Source organism: Variovorax sp. W1I1, assembly GCF_030815625.1.
Lineage (GTDB): Bacteria > Pseudomonadota > Gammaproteobacteria > Burkholderiales > Burkholderiaceae_C > Variovorax > Variovorax paradoxus_C.
In genome coordinates, this window is sequence record NZ_JAUSWZ010000001.1 from 874,534 (window position 1) to 895,786 (window position 21,253).

General features: G+C 66.8%; 22 protein-coding genes. 10 read left to right on the plus strand and 12 right to left on the minus strand.

Going from position 1 to position 21,253, the window contains the following annotated elements; translation table 11 throughout:
• Positions 1–38: 38 nt before the first annotated feature.
• Positions 39–638 (minus strand): cysteine dioxygenase family protein, encoded by a 600-nt coding sequence (locus tag QFZ83_RS04290; protein ID WP_307503039.1) that lies wholly within the window; start codon positions 636–638, stop codon positions 39–41.
• 106 nt (positions 639–744) lie between these two features.
• Here QFZ83_RS04290 and QFZ83_RS04295 point away from each other — a divergent pair, with 106 nt between their 5' ends.
• Together QFZ83_RS04295 and QFZ83_RS04300 are read left to right on the plus strand one after the other, a co-directional pair.
• Positions 745–1,623, plus strand: coding sequence for a LysR substrate-binding domain-containing protein (locus QFZ83_RS04295; RefSeq protein WP_307503042.1), 879 nt, complete (start codon positions 745–747; stop codon positions 1,621–1,623).
• Positions 1,624–1,716: 93 nt separating this feature from the next.
• Entirely contained in the window at positions 1,717–3,804 is a 2,088-nt protein-coding gene (locus QFZ83_RS04300; protein ID WP_307503045.1) for a TonB-dependent receptor, read from the plus strand.
• Between the two features lie 18 nt (positions 3,805–3,822).
• Here the strand turns inward: QFZ83_RS04300 and nikR are convergent, their stop codons facing one another.
• The 8 genes from nikR to QFZ83_RS04340 form a co-directional block, all read right to left on the minus strand.
• Positions 3,823–4,305, minus strand: a complete 483-nt coding sequence (nikR, locus tag QFZ83_RS04305; RefSeq protein ID WP_307503048.1) for a nickel-responsive transcriptional regulator NikR — start codon at positions 4,303–4,305, stop codon at positions 3,823–3,825.
• A 60-nt stretch (positions 4,306–4,365) separates the two neighbouring features.
• Positions 4,366–5,517 carry a HupE/UreJ family protein gene (locus QFZ83_RS04310; protein ID WP_307503051.1) on the minus strand — a complete coding sequence of 384 codons (1,152 nt, stop codon included), beginning with the start codon at positions 5,515–5,517 and terminating at the stop codon, positions 4,366–4,368.
• A gap of 10 nt (positions 5,518–5,527) precedes the next feature.
• A complete protein-coding gene (locus tag QFZ83_RS04315; RefSeq protein WP_307503054.1) occupies positions 5,528–6,715 on the minus strand; it encodes a tetratricopeptide repeat protein in 1,188 nt (395 codons plus the stop codon).
• A gap of 5 nt (positions 6,716–6,720) precedes the next feature.
• On the minus strand, positions 6,721–7,017 hold the full coding sequence (locus tag QFZ83_RS04320) for a hypothetical protein (protein WP_307503057.1): 297 nt from the start codon (positions 7,015–7,017) through the stop codon (positions 6,721–6,723).
• Between the two features lie 10 nt (positions 7,018–7,027).
• A complete protein-coding gene (locus tag QFZ83_RS04325) occupies positions 7,028–8,512 on the minus strand; it encodes a DUF4331 domain-containing protein (RefSeq protein WP_307503060.1) in 1,485 nt (494 codons plus the stop codon).
• A gap of 139 nt (positions 8,513–8,651) precedes the next feature.
• Positions 8,652–9,482, minus strand: coding sequence for an urease accessory protein UreD (locus tag QFZ83_RS04330; protein ID WP_307503062.1), 831 nt, complete (start codon positions 9,480–9,482; stop codon positions 8,652–8,654).
• A 38-nt stretch (positions 9,483–9,520) separates the two neighbouring features.
• Positions 9,521–10,051 (minus strand): nucleoside deaminase, encoded by a 531-nt coding sequence (locus QFZ83_RS04335; protein ID WP_013542973.1) that lies wholly within the window; start codon positions 10,049–10,051, stop codon positions 9,521–9,523.
• The gene (locus QFZ83_RS04340) at positions 10,048–11,088 is read right to left on the minus strand and encodes an ABC transporter substrate-binding protein (protein ID WP_307503067.1); all 1,041 of its coding nucleotides are present in this window, start codon (positions 11,086–11,088) and stop codon (positions 10,048–10,050) included. Before QFZ83_RS04340 ends, QFZ83_RS04335 begins: the two co-directional genes overlap by 4 nt.
• 353 nt (positions 11,089–11,441) lie before the next feature.
• On the opposite strand from QFZ83_RS04340, the gene QFZ83_RS04345 reads away from it, so the two are divergent.
• Entirely contained in the window at positions 11,442–12,524 is a 1,083-nt protein-coding gene (locus tag QFZ83_RS04345; protein ID WP_307503069.1) for an aromatic ring-hydroxylating dioxygenase subunit alpha, read from the plus strand.
• Positions 12,525–12,548: 24 nt separating this feature from the next.
• Here QFZ83_RS04345 and QFZ83_RS04350 read toward each other — a convergent pair whose 3' ends face one another.
• Positions 12,549–13,850, minus strand: coding sequence for a D-amino acid dehydrogenase (locus tag QFZ83_RS04350; protein WP_307503072.1), 1,302 nt, complete (start codon positions 13,848–13,850; stop codon positions 12,549–12,551).
• Positions 13,851–13,978: 128 nt separating this feature from the next.
• Between QFZ83_RS04350 and QFZ83_RS04355 the strand changes: the two genes are divergently transcribed.
• Complete coding sequence (locus QFZ83_RS04355) at positions 13,979–14,446, plus strand: winged helix-turn-helix transcriptional regulator (RefSeq protein ID WP_013542969.1); 468 nt, start codon at positions 13,979–13,981, stop codon at positions 14,444–14,446.
• Positions 14,447–14,516: 70 nt separating this feature from the next.
• Positions 14,517–14,918: an OsmC family protein gene (locus QFZ83_RS04360; RefSeq protein WP_306880744.1), complete on the plus strand. Its 402-nt coding sequence runs from the start codon at positions 14,517–14,519 to the stop codon at positions 14,916–14,918.
• On the opposite strand, the gene QFZ83_RS04365 is transcribed toward QFZ83_RS04360, so the two are convergent.
• Positions 14,915–15,262 (minus strand): helix-turn-helix domain-containing protein, encoded by a 348-nt coding sequence (locus tag QFZ83_RS04365; RefSeq protein ID WP_306880743.1) that lies wholly within the window; start codon positions 15,260–15,262, stop codon positions 14,915–14,917. The two genes, QFZ83_RS04360 and QFZ83_RS04365, sit on opposite strands and share 4 nt — an antisense overlap.
• Before the next feature lie 125 nt (positions 15,263–15,387).
• Between QFZ83_RS04365 and QFZ83_RS04370 the strand changes: the two genes are divergently transcribed.
• The 4 genes from QFZ83_RS04370 (at position 15,388) to lpxO (ending at position 19,630) form a co-directional block, all read left to right on the plus strand.
• On the plus strand, positions 15,388–16,257 hold the full coding sequence (locus QFZ83_RS04370) for an NAD(P)-dependent oxidoreductase (RefSeq protein ID WP_306880742.1): 870 nt from the start codon (positions 15,388–15,390) through the stop codon (positions 16,255–16,257).
• 258 nt (positions 16,258–16,515) lie between these two features.
• Positions 16,516–17,199: a response regulator gene (locus QFZ83_RS04375; protein WP_306880741.1), complete on the plus strand. Its 684-nt coding sequence runs from the start codon at positions 16,516–16,518 to the stop codon at positions 17,197–17,199.
• Complete coding sequence (locus tag QFZ83_RS04380; protein ID WP_306880740.1) at positions 17,196–18,629, plus strand: HAMP domain-containing sensor histidine kinase; 1,434 nt, start codon at positions 17,196–17,198, stop codon at positions 18,627–18,629. Before QFZ83_RS04375 ends, QFZ83_RS04380 begins: the two co-directional genes overlap by 4 nt.
• Before the next feature lie 104 nt (positions 18,630–18,733).
• Positions 18,734–19,630, plus strand: coding sequence for a lipid A hydroxylase LpxO (gene lpxO / locus QFZ83_RS04385; RefSeq protein ID WP_306880739.1), 897 nt, complete (start codon positions 18,734–18,736; stop codon positions 19,628–19,630).
• Positions 19,631–19,745: 115 nt separating this feature from the next.
• Here lpxO and QFZ83_RS04390 read toward each other — a convergent pair whose 3' ends face one another.
• Positions 19,746–20,432: a phosphatase PAP2 family protein gene (locus tag QFZ83_RS04390; protein WP_306880738.1), complete on the minus strand. Its 687-nt coding sequence runs from the start codon at positions 20,430–20,432 to the stop codon at positions 19,746–19,748.
• Between the two features lie 136 nt (positions 20,433–20,568).
• Here QFZ83_RS04390 and QFZ83_RS04395 point away from each other — a divergent pair, with 136 nt between their 5' ends.
• Positions 20,569–21,249, plus strand: a complete 681-nt coding sequence (locus QFZ83_RS04395) for a response regulator transcription factor (RefSeq protein ID WP_013542963.1) — start codon at positions 20,569–20,571, stop codon at positions 21,247–21,249.
• Positions 21,250–21,253 lie beyond the last annotated feature (4 nt).

Genomic DNA, 21,253 nt, shown 5'->3' on the forward strand with positions numbered 1-21,253 from the left:
CGCATGAAAGAAGGTGAAGCGAAGAAGGAAGAAGAGGCCTAGCGGCGCGTCTGCACGCCGATGCCCATCGTCTGGTACGTGCCTGCAGCCATGTCGTACGCGGTGCGCTGGTTCAGCGTCTCGAGCGCCCGGCCGTACATGTGCAGGTGGCGAATGATCTGCTCGCCCTGGATCTCGACCGAGTGGATGTCTTCAGGCATCAGCGCGATGCCTCGTCCCTGTTCGCCCGGCGCGACGACGACCAGCGCCGTCTCTTCAAGCTTGCCGACTCCCGGCACGGAGCCGTCGTCGGTGCGCGCATACACGCGGTTGTGCTCGGTGCCTTCGACGGCCGCGATGCAGGCCCAGGTCGTGTGGTTGTGCGGCACGATCTTCTTGCCGGGGCGCATCACGTTCAGGTAGAGCGCGTAGCTCTGGTCCGGGTCTTCGGCGATCAGGTAGCGGGCCTGGTGTTCGCCGGCTTCGGGCGGCGGAAAGTCGGCGGCGCCCCAGTACTCGGTATGGGCGGCCAGGCCTTGCAGCGAACCGAGCACCGCATCGAGCTTTTCGCGGGTTGGTTCAGCGCCGCCGATGGCTTTCTTCATTTCGGCGATCGATGCCTCGACCGCCTGGCGGCGTTGCTCGGATGGGGTGCTCATGCGGTTTCTCCAGTGGGGTTGCCTGTTCGGTGTGCATTCACTGTAGTGACGGCGGCGTGACGCAACAATCCAAGCGGCAGAAGAAACACATCAATAAAATTAATGTATGCCCACGCTCGATCTTGAACTGCTGCGCTCATTCGCGGCCGTTGTCAGCCACCACAGCTTTGCGGCCGCGGCCGTTCACCTGGGGCGCACGCAATCGGCGATCACGCAGCAGATGCAGCGGCTCGAAGAGCAGATCGGCCATCCGCTCTTCGCGAAGCAAGGCCGCCAGAAGCGGCTGACCGAGCACGGCGAACGGCTGCTGAGCTATGCGCATCACATGCTCGCGCTCAACGACGAGGCATTACGCAGCCTGCGGCAAGGCCAGCTCGAAGGCAACCTGCGCATCGGCGCGCCGCACGACGTGGCCGAGACGATGCTGCCGCTGTTGCTGACGGAGATGGCGCGCACCTCGCCGCTGCTGCAGCTGGACATCCACATCGGCCGCAGTCCCTATCTCATGACCTCGCTCAAGAGCGGCGAGGTCGACATGATCATCTCCAACCGCGCCGATCCGCAGTCGCAGTTCGAAGGCGTGGTGCTGCGCAACTCGCCGACCGTGTGGCTGTGCGCGGCGAGCTATGTGCACGATCCCACGAAGCCGGTGCCGCTCATCATGGCGGACGGGCCCAGCATCTTCCGGCGCATCGGGCATGAGGCGCTGGATGCCGCGGGCGTGGCGTGGACGCCGCGGTACACGTCGTCGAGCCTGATCGGCATCAAGGCGGCGCTCAGGGCGGGGCTGGGTGTGACGGCGCGGGGTGTCGAGCAACTGGATGCGGGGCTGAGGGTGCTGGGCGCGGGCGATGGCATGCCGCGACTGCCCGACCTGGCGTACTACCTGTATGTGCGCAGCCATGTGGTGAACCCGGTCACGCGGCAGGTGTTCGAGACACTGAAGAAGCACCTGCGGTTGCCGCGGACGGACATGCCGGCTTGATGGCGTTTGCGTCGGTGCCGAATCCGCCGGCACCTTCCTCGCGTAACTGATGGGCGTGTGAAGAATCCCGTCGGTTTCGAGACAAAGGTGTTCATGAAATTTCCCTATGACCTGGGTTCGAAGCCCTGGCTGCTTGGCGCGCTCCTGGGCAGCGCCGCAGCGTCCGCCCAGCAGGCCCACCTGCCTGCCATCGAGATCGTCGGTCCGCGCGATGCCTCCATCGGTGTGGCGGACAGCGCCAGCGAAGGCGCGGTAGAGCGCGAGTCGTTCCAGACGCGGCCCAAGCTGCGGCCCGGCGACATCGTCGAAGCGGTCCCGGGCGTGGTCGCCACGCAGCACTCGGGCGATGGCAAGGCCAACCAGTATTTCCTGCGCGGCTTCAACCTCGACCATGGCACCGACTTCGCAGTCACGGTCGACGGCATGCCGGTGAACATGCCCACGCACGGACACGGCCAAGGCTATGCCGACCTGAACTTCCTCATTCCCGAACTCGTGTCGGGCGTGCGCTACCGCAAGGGGCCGTACTTCGCCGAGAGCGGCGACTTCTCGCTCGCGGGCAGTGCGTCGCTCGATTACTTCAGCGTGCTCGATGCGCCCTTTGCCGAACTCACTCTCGGCGCCAACAACTTCAAGCGCCTGCTGGCCGCAGGCTCGCAGACCCGCGAGGACCAGACCTGGCTGGGCGCCGTCGAGATCGAGGGCAACAACGGGCCCTGGGACGTGCCGGAGAACCTGCGCAAGGTGAGCGCCGTGGCGCGCTACTCGCAGGGCTCGCCCACGCGCGGATTCAGCGTCACCGGCATGGCCTACAAGAGCCGGTGGACCTCGACCGACCAGGTGCCCGAGCGCCTGATCGACAGCGGCGAGCTCTCGCGCTTCGGCTCGCTCAACCCCACCGACGGCGGCACCACCGAGCGCGTGAGCCTCTCTGGCAAATGGTTCGACAAGGGACCGGAAGGCGAGACGACGATCAGCGCCTACGCGATCGCCTACCGCTTCGACCTGTTCTCCGACTTCACCTATTTCCTCGACAACCCGGTCAACGGCGACCAGTTCGAGCAAACCGACCGCCGGCGCATCTTCGGCGCGCAGGCGGCCCGCACGATGCCGACGAAGTTCGGCGGACTGGACGGTGTGCTGAGCTTCGGTGCGAGCTGGCGCGGCGACCGGATTTCGGAGGTGGGCCTCTACGACACGCAGGCGCGCGAGCGGCTCTCGACGGTGCGCAACGACAAGGTCTCGCAGGACCTGTTCTCCGTGTACGGCCAGCAGCTCGTGTATTTCACCGACCGGCTGCGCGGCTACGCGGGCGTGCGCGGCGACATGCTGCGCTATCGCGTCGACGGGCGCGAGCCCGTGTACGGCGCCATCAACAGCGGCAGGGGCCGTGATTCGATCGCGAGTCCCAAGGCTGGCCTCGCCTTCGCGCTGACGCCGCAGCACGAGCTCTACCTGAACGCCGGCGTCGGCTTTCACAGCAACGACGTGCGCGGCGCGACCATCGCCGTCGACCCCGCGAGCGGCGCGGCCGCCGATCGCGTGCCGGCGCTGGTCAAGGGCCGCGGCGCGGAGCTGGGCTGGCGCTTCCAGCCCGACGAGAACTTCACGGCGACGGTGGCGCTGTGGCAGCTCAAGCTGGATTCCGAACTCGTGTACGTCGGCGACGCCGGCACCACCGAGCCCGGACGCGCCAGCAGCCGCCGCGGTATCGAGGCAACGTTGCGCTGGAAGCTGAGCAGCGCCTGGCGCGCGGAGTTCGACGGCGCGGTGTCGCGCGCGCGCTTCAAGGGACTCGCGCCCGAAGGCGAGGGCAACTACATCGACAACGCGGTCGAGAAGGTGTTTGCCGCCGGGATCACGTACACGCAAGGCCCGCTCACCACGTCGCTGCGGTTGCGCTATCTCGGCCCGCGCGCGCTCGACTCGCGCAACGTCGAACGCTCGAAGGCCGCGACGCTGCTCAACCTGGGCGTCCGCTACGCCGTCAACCCGCGGCTCACGCTGGGCCTGGACGTCTTCAAAGTCGCCGGCAAGAAGGGCAACGACATCGAATACGCCTACGCTTCGTGCACGGCGGGCGAGGTCGTCAGCGGTGCCTGCGGCGAGGGCATCGACGGCCGGCATGTGCATCCGATGGAGCCGCGCAGCGCGCGTGTCAGCGCGCGGTGGACTTTCTGAACGCTGAGCGGTCGGGCGTCAGTTCAACGGTGTGAGGTGCGAATGCGGGTGTGCGGGTGCATGCGCGTGGGCATGCGGTGTTGCGTCGTCCGTCAGCGCCACCACGTTCGCGTGGCCATGGCGAACACCGCGCAGCGACATCAGCTGGTCCGCCACATCGTGCACGGCTGCCACCGGACCGCGCAGCACCACGCACTCCATGCAGCTGCCGTGATCCAGCGGCGTCTGGTGGCAGGCGACGGCCATGCCATGGTGCGCATGGCGCAGCGCCAGGAGCCGCGCGGCCAGTGCGAGTTCGCGTGTGTCGTACACATAGCTGACGTTCGCGATGCACGATGACACGACGGCGTCGAACTGCATGCCCCTGAGCCCCGCGCGACCGAGCCCGTAGCGGATCAGGTCGCGCACAGCCTCGGAACGGCTCGTGTAGCGCTTCTGCGCAATGAGCATCTCGAACTGCCTTGCGAGTTGCTCGTCGAGGGAAATGGTGAAGCGGTTCATCGGCGGTATGCCAACAGGTACGCGACCTACCGCCCGCCGGATTCAGAGCGCGTGCTTTCCTCAGGAGAACGGCAGCACCTTCACGTCGAGCACGCGTTCGCACAGCCACACCGTGGCGAGGGCCACCGCGGCGACCGAACCGCCGTGCAGCACCAGTGGCGGATACCGCCGCCAGTTGCGCAACCCCAGCAGCACGACGAGCGCCACGGCCACCACCGCCAGCTGGCCGGCTTCCACCCCCAGGTTGAACTGAAGCAGCGCGAGCACGAACTGCCGCGTCGGCAGTTCGAGTTCGCCCAGGGCGCCCGCAAAGCCGAAGCCATGGATCAGGCCGAACAGGCAGCTGAAGAGCTTGCGGCGCCCGCGCAGCACGGGCCAGATGTTGTCGAGCGCCGCCACGATGATGGTGAGCGCGATCGCGGGCTCGATGATGCGCGGCGAGATCGTCACGATCTTCAGCCCCGCGAGCGCCAGCGTGATCGAGTGCGCGATGGTGAACATCGTCACGATGCCGAGCATGGGCAGCGCGGCGTCCTTCCATGCACGCACGGGCGTCCAGCCGCCATCCTGACGCTTGAGCACGGCGGGCAGCAGGAGGCAGATCAGAAACAGGATGTGGTCGTAGCCGATCAGGATGTGGTGGATGCCGTCGCGAAAGAAGCTGGCCGGAGGTGCGGCACCTTGGGTGTCAGCCCATCCGATGGAGACGACGCCGGCCGATGGGTCCAGCGAGCGCAGCAGCGGCGCGGCGGCGCCTCTGGTTTCCGCGCGCAGCAGGCCGCGGTGCGTCGGGTCCACGTCCTGGAAGAGACGGTACTCGATGGACAGTGCATCGGCCGCGCCGCACGGTGCGCGCATCTGCAGCACGAGGTAGGCGCCGTCGATGCGGTTCTCGATGGCGGGCGCCTGGGTTTCGGCAGGCACGCATTGGCCGCCCTGAAGCCGCAGCCGCCCGAGCGCGTAGGCCTTGATGTCTTCCAGGCGGGTGCGCACTTCACCCCAGGAAAGTTTCTGATCGGCATTGGCGTCCAGGTCCAGCACTGCATCGAGGTCGCGCAGCGCGATGTCCCAGCGCAAGTCGATGCGGTCGCCGTCGCGCGAGAGCTGAAGGTAGGCGTCGCTGGCCTTGTGCGCATGCGCCGGAAGCACGAGCAAGGCGAGCATCCAGAAAAACAGCGAGGCCGGCAAGGAGCGAAAGCTGCGCGAGGTCATGGCTTGGCGTTCAAAGCAGCGCATCGACACGTGCATCGCGCAAGCCGATCTGCTGCACCAGGGCCTTGACCTCGGCGCGCGCCGGCTCGTCCTTCGCCGCGACGGCGGCGCGGGCGAACAGCAGCAGGTCGATGGGTTCGCGCTGCAGCTTCACGTTGAGCCTGGCGAGGTCGAGCGCGCGCTTTGCATTGCCTTCGACATCGAGCGCGAACATCGCTTCCTCGCGCGCATGAACCGCGGTGGTGCCGGGCCGCTCGGCGGCCGCGCCGAAGCGGGCCTTGAGTTCGTCCGCGTCCGCGCGCGCGCCCTCGAGGCCGCGCGCGGCGATGGCCATGCGCAGCAGCACTGCATCGCTGCGTGCTTCCGCCTCCAGCAGCGCGGGGATCTCCTTGGGCCGGCCGGCGCGCTGCAGGTAGTCGCTGTAGGCGAGCAGCAGATAGCCCGAGCGCTCGGCCTGCAGCGCGCGGCGATAGGTGGCGTCGGCCTCGGCGGGGCGGCCGGCGAGCTCCTCGATCTCGGCCAGGCTCGTGAGCAGCCACTGGCGCGTGCCGGCCTGCTCGCGGGCCTGGAGCTGCGGGTCGTCCAGCAGCTTCTTCAAGGTGCCTCGCGCCTCGTCGTGGTTGCCCCGCAACCCGGCGTTCTCCGCCATGCACGCGAGGCCGTAAAGGGCCGGCCCGACCCGGCCGAGCGCGCGACAGGCCGCGTCCGATTCGTCGTAGCGGCCGCGCACGCGGTAGATGGTGGCCAGCGTGATCCAAGCCTGCGCGTTGGACGGTTGCCGGGTGAGCGCGACTTTCAGCAGCGCCTCGGCGCCATCGAAGTCGTGCAGGAACTGCGCGATGGTGGCACGCATCACCAGCACGGCCGGTGGCGTCTCTCTGGGCGGCAGGGCGGCCCAGTGGGCGAGGGCGCCCATGGCATGGCCGGCGTAGCGCGCGTCGCCCTGCGAGCGCGCGAGTTCGAGGTAGCGCGTGGCCGCGGTGATGGCCACGGTCGCGTCCGTGGGCCGTTGCTGGAGTTCGCGGCGCAGCGTGCGCGCTTCGCGCGACCATCCGGCGACGGAGGGCAGCGACTCCACGACTTCGTTGTCATCCGTGGGAACGCGGGGCGCAGCGCCGACGCAGGTCGTGGCCGCGGCCATCCAGAGGACTGCGGCGCACGCCTGCAATGCGTACCGCGCGGACAGGCGCCGGCGCATCGCCGTCACTCGGTGGAGACAGGGTCCTTGGTTTCCGAGGTCGGCGGCGGATCGAACATCGCCACGTCCGCGGCCTCGGCCGTGTCGAGTCCGCCGCCCGTCACCAGCGCCTTGACGTAGGCGATGAAGGTGTCGTACGCGTCCGCTTGCGGGGGTGGCGTCGTCGGCGGTTGTCCCCCTCCGGCGGGCGGGAACGGATAGAAGCTGAAACCCCCGCCGCCGCCGCCACCACCACCGCAACCCGCGAGGATCGCGGCGACCAGGAGCGGGCCGGCGACGCGATAGAACTTGTTCTTCGTCATGACGTTCTCTTTATTGAGCGCCAGGCAGCGGCGTGTTCAGGTAGGGGAAGGTTTCCGGGAACTGCGCCGCGCTCTGCATCGCGCCGTCGGTGATCGCCGCCGAGCCGGCGGGCGCGTCGGACGGCTTGCAGCCGACCTTCAGCGTGTCGGTGGCGCCGGTGGCCACGCACAGCACGCCCATGGCCACACGCAGTTCCGCATCGACCACGTCGTCTCCCGGTCGACGGCCGTTCGGGAAGCCTGCTGTGTCGCCGCCCAGGACGCCCAGGTTGTTCTGGCCTGCCTTGGGCGTCGGCGCAATGCCGGTGTTCAGCCGGAGCATTTCCGAGGCGGTCACATTCGCGGGCTTGTTGACGCCCTCCACACCTGTCAGGAACGCCGCCACGAGGTCGGTGCGCGGGAAGTTCGTCGGCGCGGGTGCGCCTGGGAACAGCGTCTGCACGAGCGCGGGCAGGGTCGGATTGGTCACGTAGTCCGCGAACTGCCCGTCGTCCTTCGGCTTGGAGCTGTTGAAGCGGTCCTTGTCCTTCAGGCCGATGACGACCTCGTTGACCAGGGGCATGCCCAGGCGCGAGACCTGCGCCCATGCGCCACCCGCCAGCGTCGTGGTGCCGTGGCCGCGCTTGGGCGGGCTCGCGACGAGCTGGCCCTGGCGCACGCTTGCGGTGGTCCAGCCGCCGATGATCGGCTTGCCGGCGGTGGTGACGCACGCGATCGGCACTTCGAGCGCCATGGTGGTGACGTTCTTGCCGGCGAGCGCGTCGGGGTTGCCGTTCGGCGTACCGAGCGGGTTCAGGTTGATCAGGTCGAAGACCTGGCCCAGAGCCACGCTGAACGGGTCCTTGCGCTGCCCGACGAACACGCGGCCTGGTGCCGCGCAGCCCGGGATGTTGACGTTGTAGAGATGCTGGGCCGCATAGGCGGCATAGCCCGTGGGGCCGCCGAAGGTCTTGTCGCCGATGTTGTCGGTCGGCTTGTCGAATTCCTTGACGCCACCGGCCGCGGTGACGGCCTCGCTCACGCCGGTGCGGCGGTCGCCGCGCACGATGTTCAGCGTGAAGGTCTCGCGCAGGTTGCTGGTGGCCTGGTTCGGACCGGTGATGCCACCCGCTTGCACCAGCGGAATGGAGACCTGCTTGCCGGCGATGGGCAGCTGGATGTCCCGCAGCGTGTTCTTGAAGCGGAACTGGAAGGTGATGTTCTCGACCGCATCGCCGTCGGTGTCCAGGTGGATCTCGTAGAGCGCGTTCGGGTCCATCGCGAAGTAGTTCGGGCCGCCGTACGGGCTCTGGTCGGGCTGGTAGTTCGCGATGAGGGTGACGTAGTCCTGGCGGCCGGTCTCGTAGCTGCGGAACATGTAGAAGTCGGTGGCGTCCACCTTCGGCGTCCCGGCGATCGATGGCGCCTCACGGTGGCTGGAGGCAAAAGCGCCGGATGCCGTCATCGTGCACGCCGCGAGAACGCAGGCATGCAGGGGAATTCGAACGAAATTCATTGCTGTCACCCTCGGTAGGAGTCGGTTGTTGGAAGGAGTCCAATTCCAATACGGAGGCAATGGCTGAATGGTTTGTCGGACGGCGGCCCGTGAATTTCATACGAAACGGGTGTGGCGTCATACGCCGGCGATGCTGTCCTCAGGTCGACCAGATCCGCGGCGTAGCTGCTGGCAATTGCCACAACTCGGCCCGCCAAGCCTGCCAAACCTCTCTCAGCAACTGCATCGCAGGCTCCACCACAGGCGCCAGCACACGCAGCACAACGACCTCCGCATGCGGGCTGGTCGCACCGGCGCTGTCGAACAGCTCGTGTGCTTCAAGCAATCTGCGCGCATGCGCCAGCAGCGCTTCGCGCCGCGCCCGTGTCGCCGGCGAGCCCGAAACGAAGAACAGCGATGCAATGCACCGATGTCCGCCAAAACCCAGCGGACTCTGCAGCAACCGTTGATCCGCCGCATCGATACGCCCTCGCTCGAGCCAAACCCCAGGCACTTCGATGTGCTGCAGATAGCTGCCTCGTTCGAACGGCTGGTTGGCGTTCGGCAATCCGAGCGCCGTCACATCCCATCCGATCATCTCGGCACCCGGCTCGGCCTCGATCGTCAGCCGGTTCTCCGCCTGGCATCCGCTGTAGCAAATGGCTTCCAGCGGCAGCCATTCAAGCCGTGCGCCCGTGGCCAGTCGAATGCGCGTGCGCTGAAGCGCAAGCTCGCCTTCGGAACGATAGAAGCGCGAGGCCCCCGGCGTGGTGATCAGCCCGTGGCTGCCATCCGCCCCTTGGATGTCGATGTCGAGCGTGTCCCCCCCGACCAAGCCACCCGGCGGATGCACCAGCACGTTGTGGCAGATCGCATCGCCCTCGGGGTACAGGCTCTGCAGGATGCGCAGCGGCCCGTCGTGACGGAAACGGGCGACGGTGCGGTCGGATTCTTGTTGGTAGTCGAGGTGGAGACGGGCGTGCCAGGGCATGCGGCGAGTCTATCGAGCCATGACGCCGCTCTCGCCGCTCAGACTTTCCAGGCCCCGTCGTGTGCCGCGGCGGATTCGTCCAGCAACGCCGGCCCGATGCATTCGATCGGGTGCGGCGAGGCGCGGAACACGTCCCGGCACGACAGCTCCGCATCGCGCTGGTCCTGCCGTTCACCGCGGAACACGCGCAGGCGTTCGGCGTCGATGCCGAACACCACGCGGCCGATGTTCGACCAGAAGATCGCGCCCGCGCACATCACGCAGGGCTCGCCCGAGGCATAGAGGGTGGCGCCCGCGAGCGTGTCGCGCGAGATGCCGCGGCCGGCCAGCGCGCGGATCGCATTCGTCTCGGCGTGACCGGTGCAGTCGCCCGTCTCGCCCGTGTTGTTGTAGGCCTCGGCCAGCACCTCGCCGTCGGCGGAGACGATGACCGACCCGAAGGGGCGGTTGCCCTGGCGGCGCGCGAGGTGCGACCAGCCGATGGCCTTGCGCAGATACCGCCCGTCGCGCTCGTCGAGCGTGGTTTCTTCGGGGAGCGAGGTCGTGTTGTTTGTGTTGCTGAAGTTCATGCCTTGGTGGAAATCGTGCGTTCGATCATGCGTTCGTTATGCGATGGGAGCATCGAGGTGTTGAAGATGGCGTCGGCCGCGGGCTTGACCTTGAGTCCGAAGACGTCGGCCACCTCGTCGACCTGCTGCTCGAGCGTGAGCTTTCGGATGTCGCCGAGGCCGTGGCCGCGCGTGTCCGCCGCGCCCACATATTGCGCCGTGACGCCCCAGCGTTCAAGTTCGATCTTCTCGTCGAGGATGGGCTCGCGCTGGCGCATGGCGGCGATGCTGGGCGCCGGGTTGGCGAAGGTCTCGACGATCGCGCGGTTGGTCGCGCGCAGGAAAGCGGCGACCACCTTCGGGTTCTGCGCGATAAGGTTGCTGCTCGCAAGGATCGCGTTGCCATAGAGGTTGACGCCCGCGTCCGCGTACTTCAGCACCGAGAGATCCTCGGGCTTCATGCGCGCGAAGAGCGAGATCGCCGAGTCGTGGAAGTAGGTGGCGGCATCGACGTCGCCGCGCACCATCACGTTGTCGCGCGCGCTGAAGTCGGTGGTCTGCCACTGGAAGGCGTCGCTGCGCATGCCCTGCTTTCGCGCGACCATGGGCCATGCGCGGCGGGTCGATTCGACCGCCGCGGCCGCGACCTTCTTGCCCTGCAGGCTCTTGAACTCGCCGGTCACGCCGCGGTCCTTGCGGCCGATGATCACGAACGGTGCGCGGTTGTAGTACTGGTACACGGCCTGCACCATCGGTGTGCCGGGGTTCTGGGCGTTGAACTCGACCAGCGAGCTGATATCGCCCAGGCCCATCTGGTAGACGCCGCTCGCGATGCGCGTGATCGAGGCGACCGATCCGGCGCCGGTGTCGATGCTCACGTCGAGCCCTTCGTCCCTGTAGTAGCCCTTGGTGTGCGCAAGGAAGAAGGGCGCGGTCTGGCCGTTGATGCGGAAGTCGAGCGTGAACTTGATCGGGGTGAGCTTGCCGGTGCCTTGGGCCATGACGGACGGAATGGCAAGGGTCGCGGCGCTGGCCGCTAGAAAGAATCGACGTTGCATGTGGGGCCTCGGAATCTTCGGGTCTTGAAAAAACCTTCCGCTGCAAGAACAAAGCAGAAGGCGCTTCAAGAGCAATTTCCGGGCGGGCGCACGTTCGTGGTGCGTGCGCTGCTGAACGCTTCTACTCTTGCCATCGCTGATGCACGACGCATGCCAAGGGATTTCTCTCGGGCTTCGTGACGATGGCTTGGCGCACCGGCCGGGCCGCGCGCACAATCCGGGCACGCAATTTGCAAGGCAGGTTGCGCAGAGTAGAAGCGTTCAGCCGCACGATGTTCCACGCAGCATCCAGGCAGGAAATTGCTCTTTCAGGTTCGTTCGTACCCACGCGCAACAACAGAAGGAGTCCACGCATGCTCGTTACCCAACAACCCGTCTTTCGCAAGTTCTGGCATGCCGTCATGCCGCTCACCGAACTGGCCGATGGCCCCAAGCCTTTCAGGCTGCTGGGCGAAGACATCGTTCTCTTCATCGATGCCAGCGGCGAGCCGGCTGCGCTGCGCGATCGCTGCTGCCACCGCACGGCGAAGCTCTCGAAGGGCTGGTGCGTCGATGGCCAGGGCAAGGCCTGCGGACAAGGCGCCATCCAATGCGGCTACCACGGCTGGACCTACGACCGCAGCGGCCAGGTCATCCGCATTCCGCAGTACGAGGCCGACCGCAAGATCTCGCCCGAGTACCGTACGACGGCCTATCGCTGCACCGCGCGCTACGGCTATGCATGGGTGGCACTTGAAGAGCCCATCGCCGACATCCCCGAGATTCCGGAGTTCACCGACCCGGCCTACCGCACGATCTTCCAGTTCCACGAGGAGTGGCAGACGAGCCCGATGCGCGCGCTCGAAAATTCATTCGACAACTCGCACTTCAGCTTCGTGCACCGCGCCACCTTCGGCGTGGCCGCGAGCCCGAAGCCGAGCAAGTACGAGCTGGTGGAAAACGAGTCGGGCTTCTATGCGGAGACGGTCATCGAGGCGAGCAACCCGGTGAAGTTCCATGCGATCAGCGGCGTGACCGATGCGATCACCACGCGCCACATGCGCAACGCCTATTTCCTGCCGTTCTCGCGCCGGCTCGACATCGAGTACCCGAGCGGCGTGCGGCACATCATCATCAATTGCTTCACGCCCATCGACGACGGGCGCATGCAGCTGTGCCAATGGCTGTTCCGCAACGACACCGAGGCCGACTGCGCGGCGCAGCTGCTGATCGATTTCGACGCGGAGATCACGCGCGAGGACAAGGACATCCTCGAATCGACCGACCCCGATGCGCTGGTCGACACGCGCCGGCGCGGCGTCGAGTATTCGATGGAGTCGGACCGGCCCGGCATGCTGATCCGCAAGCACCTGATGCAGCTGCTTGCGAAGCATGGCGAGGCGGAGGTCTATCGCGGCATGAACAGCGCGACGATTCCCATCGCCAAGGCCGCCTGAGCGGCCGTTACGTCGTCGGTCAGATCAGGCCGGCGCAGTGACGGGGCTCGGGCGCGTGCCGCGCGACGGCGCCTGCTCGTAGCGGTCCATGCCGAGCCCATCGGTGCGGATGTCCGGCTGCTGGCCCATCACCATGTCCGAGATCAGCTTGCCCGAGCCGCAGGCCATGGTCCAGCCCAGGGTGCCGTGGCCGGTGTTGAGGAACAGGTTCGCGTAGCGCGTGGCGCCGACGATGGGCGTGCTGTCGGGCGTCATTGGGCGGAGGCCCGTCCAGAAGCTGGCGCTCGGCAGGTCGCCGCCCGGGAACAGGTCGCTCACCACTTTCTCGAGCGTGGCGCGGCGGGCCGGGTTCAGCCGCAGATCGAAGCCGCCGAGCTCGGCCATGCCGCCGACGCGGATGCGGTTGTCGAAGCGCGTGACCGCGACCTTGTAGGTCTCGTCGAGCACGGTCGATTGCGGCGCGAGCGATTCGTCGAGCAGCGGCACGGTGAGCGAGTAGCCCTTGACGGGGTACACGGGAATGTCGAGGCCCAGCGAGGCGATGGCGGCGCGCGAGTAGCTGCCGAAGGCCATCACGTAGCGGTCGGCCGTGAGGATCTTGCCGGTGGTGGTGCGCACGCCGGTGATGCGGCCGCCGTCGGTTTCCAGGCCGTCGATGGACTGGCCGAAACGGAAGTCCACGCCCAGGCCGCGCGCGATGTCGGCGAGGCCGCGGGTGAAGAGGTGGCAGTCGCCGGTCTCGTCGTTGGGCAGGCGCAGGCCGCCGGTGAGACGGTCGCGCGCGCCGGCCAGCGCGGGCTCGATGCGGGCGAGTGCGTCGCGGTCGAGCAGTTCGTAGGGCACGCCGCATTCCTCGAGCACCGCGATGTCGCGCTGCACCGCATCGAGCTGCGCCTGTGTGCGAAAGAGTTGCAGCGTGCCGCCGGTGCGGTGCTCGTACGCAAGGCCGGTGTCGGCGCGCAACTGCTGCAGACAACCGCGGCTGTATTCGGCCACGCGCATCATGCGTTCCTTGTTGACCGCGTAGCGCTCGGGCGAGCAGTTGCGCAGCATGGCGGCCATCCAGCGCAGCTGGAACAGCGTGCCGTCGGGGCGGATCGACAGCGGCGCGTGCTTCTTGAACATCCACTTGATCGCCTTCAGCGGAATGCCCGGCGCGGCCCACGGTGTGGAGTAGCCCGGCGACACTTGCCCGGCATTGCCGAAGCTGGTTTCCTCCGCGGGGCCGGACTGCCGATCGAGCAGGGTCACGTCGGCGCCGGAGCGCGCGAGGTAGTAAGCCGTGGTGGTGCCGATCACGCCGCCGCCCAGAACGATGACTTTCATGGTGTATCCGCTGATTCAGATGGAATACATGGAATCTAAAGTGCACAATGCAGTGGATTCCATTGTTTTTCAGGGTTTCGCGGTGAAATTCGCTGCCGAAAATCTACCAGCGCAGCCCGAGGAGTGAAATGCCGGAACTCGACCGAATCGACCGCAAGATCCTCGACCTGCTGCAGCGCCAGGGCCGTGTTTCGATGACTGAATTGGCCGAGCACATCGGCCTCTCGGCCTCGCCTTGCGCCGAGCGCGTCAAGCGCATGGAGCGCGACGGCGTCATCACCGGCTATCACGCGCGCGTGTCGCCCGAAGCGCTGGGCAAGACGCTGCTGGTGTTCGTCGAAATCAAGCTCTCGGCCAAGTCGGGCGACGTGTTCGACAAGGTCAAGCAGGAGCTGCTGCACATGCCCGAGGTGCTCGAATGCCACCTCGTCTCGGGCAGCTTCGACTACCTCGTGAAGGCGCGCCTGAGCGGCATGAGCGAATACCGGCACCTCTTGGGCGACATCCTCAAGAAGCTGCCGGTCGCGGCCGAATCGCACAGCTACGTGGTGATGGAAGAGATCAAGGAAACGCTGGTGCTCGCAGTGGACCGCTGACGACTACGGATCGCCGCGACTACCATCCGGTCGCGCCAACGAAACTCTTTTCATCCCCAAGGAAACCGGCATGAGCATTTCGATCCGCCGCGACGGCACCACCGGCACGCGCCACATCCTCAAGATCCGCAACCACGAGATACCGGTCGATGCTTCGCCGGCCGGCGGCGGCAGCGATGCGGGCCCTGAGCCGCACGATCTCTACGACGCTTCGCTCGCGGCCTGCAAGGCGCTCACGGTGCTGATCTATGCGCGCCGCAAGGGCATTCCGGTGGAAGACATCGAGGTGGTGGTCGATCGTGACGACAGCGAGGAGCGCAAGGGCGTCTACCGCTTGAAGTCGGGCCTGCGCCTGACCGGCGATCTGACCGAAGCGCAGCGCGACGAGTTGCTGCGCGTGGCGGGCAAGTGCCCGGTGCACAAGCTCATGACCGAGGTGAAGACCGAAATCGAGACAGGCTGGGCCGACTAGCCTTCGGCCTTTTTGCGCGCGGCCTCCACGCGCTTCGCATAGCGATCCCCCCAATCGGCCAGCGGCCCGAGCGCCACATTGAGCGTGGCGCCCAGCTTCGTTTCCGAGTATTCGACACGCGGCGGCACCTCATGAAAGGCCTCGCGGTTGACCAGACCATCGGTCTCCAGCTCGCGCAGTTGCTGGATCAGCATCTTCTCGCTGATGTCGGGCAGCAATCGCTTCAGCTCGCCGAAGCGGCGCGGCTGCACATGCAACTCCCACAGGATGACGGCTTTCCACTTGCCGCCGATGACTTCGAATGCGGGCCCGATGCCGCAGTTGTAGGGCTTCTTTGCCTTCATGCCTCGATCCAATACATAAGTTTTGGTAAGTACCGCACTTTATGGTAGGTACTTGACCGTTTGCAAGTGGAATTCCTACGATGCACCCGTCATCACAAGCTTGCAATATCTGCATTGGAATCGCCATGAGCAACAAGGAAGTTTCGGTTCTCGGCCTCGGTTCGATGGGCATCACCATCGCGCGGCTTTATCTCGCGCAGGGCTACAAGGTCACGGTGTGGAACCGCACGGCTGACAAGGCCGATGCGCTGGTCGCGAAGGGCGCCGTGCTTGCCCGCAGCGCCGCCGAGGCGGTGCGCGCCGCCAAGGTCGCGGTGATGTGCGTCTACGACTACCGAGCCGTCGAGGCCGTCCTCGCGATGGATGGCGTTGCGGCCGCGATGGATGGCCGCCTGCTGGTTCAACTCACCACTGGCAGCCCCAGCGAGGCGCGCGATGCCGAGGTGTGGGCGCACCAGCACGGCGCCACTTACCTCGAAGGCGCCATCCAGGCCGCACCGGACCAGATGGGCCAGCCCGACACGCCGATCCTCATGTCGGGTGCAGAGGCTGTTTTCCGCGAAGCGGAGCCGCTCCTGAAAGTGCTGGGCGGCGGCACCGTGTACCTGGGCGAGAAGGCCAGCGCCGCCGCGGCGATGGATCTTGCAACGCTCTCCACCATCTACGGCACGCTGCTCGGCTTCATGCATGGCGCGCGCATCGCCGAGCACGAAGGCTTCGACGTGGCCGAATACGGCCGCATCGTTGCCGGGATCATGCCGACCTTCGCCGGCTTCCTTCAGCATGAAGGCGCCGTGATCCAGTCGGGCGACTTCAAGATCTCGCAGAGCCCGATGCGCATCTCGGTCGAGGCGACGCAGCGCATATGGCAGACGGCGCAGGAGGCGGGCATCAACACCGAGTTTCCGGCGTTTGCCGCGGGCCTCTTCAAGCGCGCGGATGCGGCGGGGCTCGGCGGAGAGGAAATCGCGGCGCTGATCAAGCTGCTGCGCTGACCAGCACGCATGCGCGTCATGCCCACGTCACATGGCACGAAGTTCGTGCCGGCACCGGGGTTGAAACCAAAGCGGTCGGGTCAGCGAGGAAGGAGGGCTGCTCACGTCGAGGCGCTTTCCGGATGAGCGCGTTCCAGTGTGGTTTTCGCGTCTGAAGAGCACCTGCGTTCTTCATGAAGGTTTCCTGAAGTCCCCGCGCGGGGCTTGGCAGATACTTCGCCCCATTCCGGCCAATGGGCGACTCCGCCCTGCACACCCATGAACCTTCTGCTTGTTGAGGACGATCTCGATCTCGGCAACGGCGTGCGCATCGCGCTGGCCAACCAAGGCATGGACGTCGTGTGGGTCCGTCGCCTCGACGACGCCTTGCGCACCCTCGCTGGCGGCACCTTCGACATGGTGCTGCTGGACCTCGGCCTGCCAGACGGCGACGGGCTCGATCTCTTGTTTCGCCTGCGCCGCGACCGGCAGATCTTGCCGGTGCTCGTGCTGAGTGCGCGCGACGCGCTCGACGACCGCCTGCGGAGCCTGGACGACGGCGCGGACGACTACCTCGTCAAGCCCTTCGCGCTGGCAGAGCTGCTGTCGCGCGTGCGGGCGCTGGCGCGCCGCAGCTACGGCTTCAACGACGAGACCATCCGCATGCGCGGCCTCGCTCTGCACGAGCCCACGCGCGGCGTGATCGTCGATGGCGAGCCGGTCGAGTTGTCGCGCTGCGAGTTCGACCTGCTCGCGCTCCTGCTCAAGCGCACCGGCCGCGTGGTCACGCGCCGCGTGATGGAAGAGCAGGTGTTGCCCGGCGGCCAGGCCAACGGCAGCAACTCGCTCGAAGTGCACATCTCGAACCTGCGCAAGAAGATCGGGCAGGGCTACATCCGCACGGTGCGCGGCATCGGCTACGTGATCGATGTGCAGTCGCTGGTGCGGAGCACGCCTAGATGATGCAGGCGCTGGCGCTGCGCTGGAGGAAGTGGAAGCAGCCTTCGCTGATGCGGCGCCTGCTGCTCGCGCAGATGGTCGTGGTGGCGCTGTTGTGGACCATGGCCATCGCGCTTCTGCTCTACGACTCCTACGAAGACCCTGAGCTCTTGAAGTACCAGAAGATCTTCCACGCCATCACGACGATTGCGGAGAACCTGGCCGACCGGCCCGATCGCCAGCAGGAGACGCTGGCCGCCTTCGACCAGGTGCTGGTGGAAGCCTCGGGCGACGGCGACGCCGCCTCGGACACGGCGGCCGTGCTGCAGGTCTGGCAGAAGGACCGGCTGATCTACCGCTCCACGGCGGGCGTGCCGGTCATCCTCAACACGGTGCCCAACCGCATCGAGACCGTGGAGGCGGGGGGCCGTGCATGGCGTGCGCGCACGCACGTCTCTCCCAATTCGGACACGCGCGTGACGCTGGCCGAGCCGAGCGTCTGGCGGCTCACCGTCACCATGGCGTACCGGGGCTACTACCTGCTGCCGCTGGTCATCAGCCTGCCGTTCCTGATCTTTCCGGCATGGCTCTCGATGCGCGTCGCGCTGCGCCCCTGGCGGCAGGTGACCAAGGAAACCTCCGAGCGCGGGCCCGCCGACATGACGCCGCTGTCGTACACGCCGCCGCACAAGGAATTGCAGCCGCTGGTGCAGAGCATCAACAGCCTCTTGCAGCGCGTGCGCGACAGCACTTCGCGTGAGCGGAGCCTGATCGCCGATGCAGCCCACGAACTGCGAACGCCGCTCGCGGCCATGCGCGTGAACGTCGAGGCGCTGAAGGAGCAAAGCACCGACGAAGGCCAGCGCGAACTCATGGGCAATTTGCTGCGCAGCAACGACCGCGCCGCGCGGCTGGTGGGGCAGCTGCTGCAGCTCATGCGCAGCGACGCGGTGCTGCATGGCGACCTGCCGGTCATGCTGTCGCTCGACGCGCTGGTGCAAGACCGGCTGGCCATGATCGAAGGCCTCGCCAGCGCGCGGGGCGTGGAGCTGGAACTCGAATGCGAGGGCCACGTGCCGGTGCTGGGCGAGCGCGAAAGCCTGGTCTCGATGATCGACAACCTGATCAACAACGCCATCAAGTACAGCCCGGCGAATGGAACGGTCCTGGTGAAGGTGGCCAGCGAAGGCGACCGCGCGGTGCTGACCGTGGCCGACCAGGGCCCAGGCATTCCACTCGCGCTGCGCGAGCGGGTGTTCGACCGGTTCTTCCGCAACCCCGACCAGACGCAGAGCGGCAGCGGGCTAGGCCTGGCCATCGTCAAATCGGTGGTGGACCGTCACAGCGGCGAAGTGGTGCTCGCAGAGGCCGAGGCCGAGGGCGGCGGGCTGCTGGCCACGGTGCGCCTGCCGCTGGCGGTGGCCGAGGCGCCCCAGCCCATGCTTTCCCTCTGAAACCTCCCTCCGGGCACGGCCAAAGGGCTTGGTCAGGTCCATTTTGGGGCGGAGATTTACAATGCCCGGCTACCCCCGGCGCCGTCTACAGGACACTTTCACCAATGAAGTGGGTCATTCTTGCAATCTTCGCGCTCAGCGCGCTCTACGTTCACTTCCGCGGGCAGGTCCGGCATCGTTTCTTCAGACAGCTCTCTGATCACTCGACCTTCCTCGCGCCGCTGAACGTCTTCATGTACCTTTTCTCGAAGGTGCCCGGCACGCCGTACCTGTCGCCCGCGCAGTTCCCCGAGATGCGCGTGCTCGAAGAGAACTGGGAAGTCATCCGCGAAGAGGCGCTGGCCATGCGCAACGGCGGCAGCATCAAGGCGTCGAGCCAGTTCAACGACGTGGGCTTCAACTCCTTCTTCAAGAGCGGCTGGAAGCGCTTCTATCTCAAGTGGTACGACGAGGCGCATCCCTCGGCCGCCATCCTGTGCCCTCGCACGACCGAGCTGCTCAAGGGCATCGGCACCATCAAGGCCGCCATGTTCGCCGAGCTGCCGCCCGGCAGCCGCCTCGTGCGCCACCGCGATCCGTTCGCCGGTTCGCTGCGCTACCACCTGGGCTTGTGGACGCCGGGCGTCGAAGGCTGCTACATCGACGTGGACGGCCAGCGCTACCACTGGCGCGACGGCGAGGCCGTGGTGTTCGACGAGACCTTCATCCACTACGCCGAGAACACCACCGACCACGACCGAGTGATCCTGTTCTGCGACATCGAGCGTCCGCTGAAATACCGCTGGGCCAGCGCGGTGAACCGCTGGTTCGCCAAGAACCTGCTGGCCGCCGCGAGCTCGCCCAATGACGCGGGCGACAAGACGGGCGGCATCAACCGCGCATTCAAGTACATCTACCAGATCCGCGTTGTCGGCAAGCGCCTGAAGGCCTGGGACAAGCGGGCGTACTACCTCGTGAAGTGGTCCATCTTCGGCGGCCTGGCGCTCTGGATCTTCTGGTAGTCGTGAACGGGGCTCACACCCCTAGTCTTCGCGCACTTCGTGTCGCTTCGCCTACCCGCTGCTGTGGGCAAGACCCGAGAGCCGGCAAGGCCGGTTCCTCGGTAATCCCGAAGGATCAGGCCTCGGCCAGCACCAGCCGCTTGCGCTTCGTGCGTGCCCAGCCGACAAGCACGGCCAGCAGCGTGCCGCCGGCCACGTCGAGCAGCACGTGCTGCCGCGTTGCCAGCGTCGAGTAGACGATGCCGACGGCCCACAGCAGGTTCACCCATTGCGTCCACGCGGGCGCACCCACGCTGCGCAACTGACGGCCCAGCAGCATGGCCGTGAACACCGCGAAGGCCACGTGCAGCGAAGGGAAGGCATTGCCGCCCACGTCGGTGGCCTTAAGGAACTGCAGCGCCGGGTACTGCGACCAATCGACCGCGAACACCGGCACCGTGGTCGGAAAGAACCAGAACACCGCGAGGCCGACGGCCGCCATGGTTGCGGCGCCCCGCGCGCAGGTCCACAGCTCGGCCTTGTCTTTCGCGAAGGCGGGGGCGAGCGAGATGTAGAACCACAGCGAGCCGTAGAGCAGCATCGCGTCGTCGCTCACATCCACCCAGTGATCGAGCGGCGTGAGCGGCATCACCGTCGGCGTCGACGGCGGGTTGTGCATCACCCAGAAGTACAGGAAGAAGAAGCCCGAGATGCCGAGCGTGGTGCCGATCATCTTCACGATCCAGAGCGTCGCGAACCGCTGTCCGAGTGCCAGGTACCAGGGCACGGAAGGAAGGGCTGCGGGGCTTGAGCGGGATGTCATCACCGATGCGGCTTTCGGGGAGGGGGAGCGCCACAGCTTATGCAACCGCATTGCCTGAACATTGCGCAGCCCGGCAGGGGGCGGCAGGGGCCTCTCCTAGAATGTCCCGCCCATCCGTTCGCACCGCCCACCTCTCATGAGAATCCTGCTCGTCGAAGACGAAACCGATCTGGCGCAGGCACTCGCGTCGGCCCTGCGTCAGAACCAGGCGGTGGTCGATGTGGCGAGCTCCCTGCGTGAAGCCGAAGAGGCTGCGCTCGGCGCACAGCACGACGTGATCGTGCTCGACCGCGGCCTGCCTGACGGCGACGGCCTCTCGCTCGTGGCGTTCCTGCGCCAGAACGACATTGCCGCCGCGGTGCTGGTACTCACCGCGATGTCCGACGTGGCCGAGCGCGTGCTGAGCCTGGATGGCGGTGCCGACGACTACCTCGCCAAGCCCTTCTCGATGGACGAACTCATGGCGCGCGTGCGCGCACTCGCGCGCCGCCCCGCGGTGCGCGCCAGCCTCGTCATGACGCTCGGGCAATTGCGCTTCGAGCACCACACGCGGCAGGTTCATGTGGGCGAGGTTGGCCTCACGCTCCCGCGGCGCGAGCTGCTGGTGCTCGAAGCGCTGCTCGAGCACCGCGGCCGCACGGTTCAGCGCGAAGCCCTGCAGGACCGCGTGTACGGCCACAAGGACGACATCCAGTCCAACGCGCTCGACACGCACGTCTCGCGCCTGCGCTCCAAGCTCGACAAGGCCGGTGCGCAGGTCGAGATCCATGCGATTCGCGGCGTGGGGTATCTCATCTGCGCGGCATCGGCGCTGTGAGCGG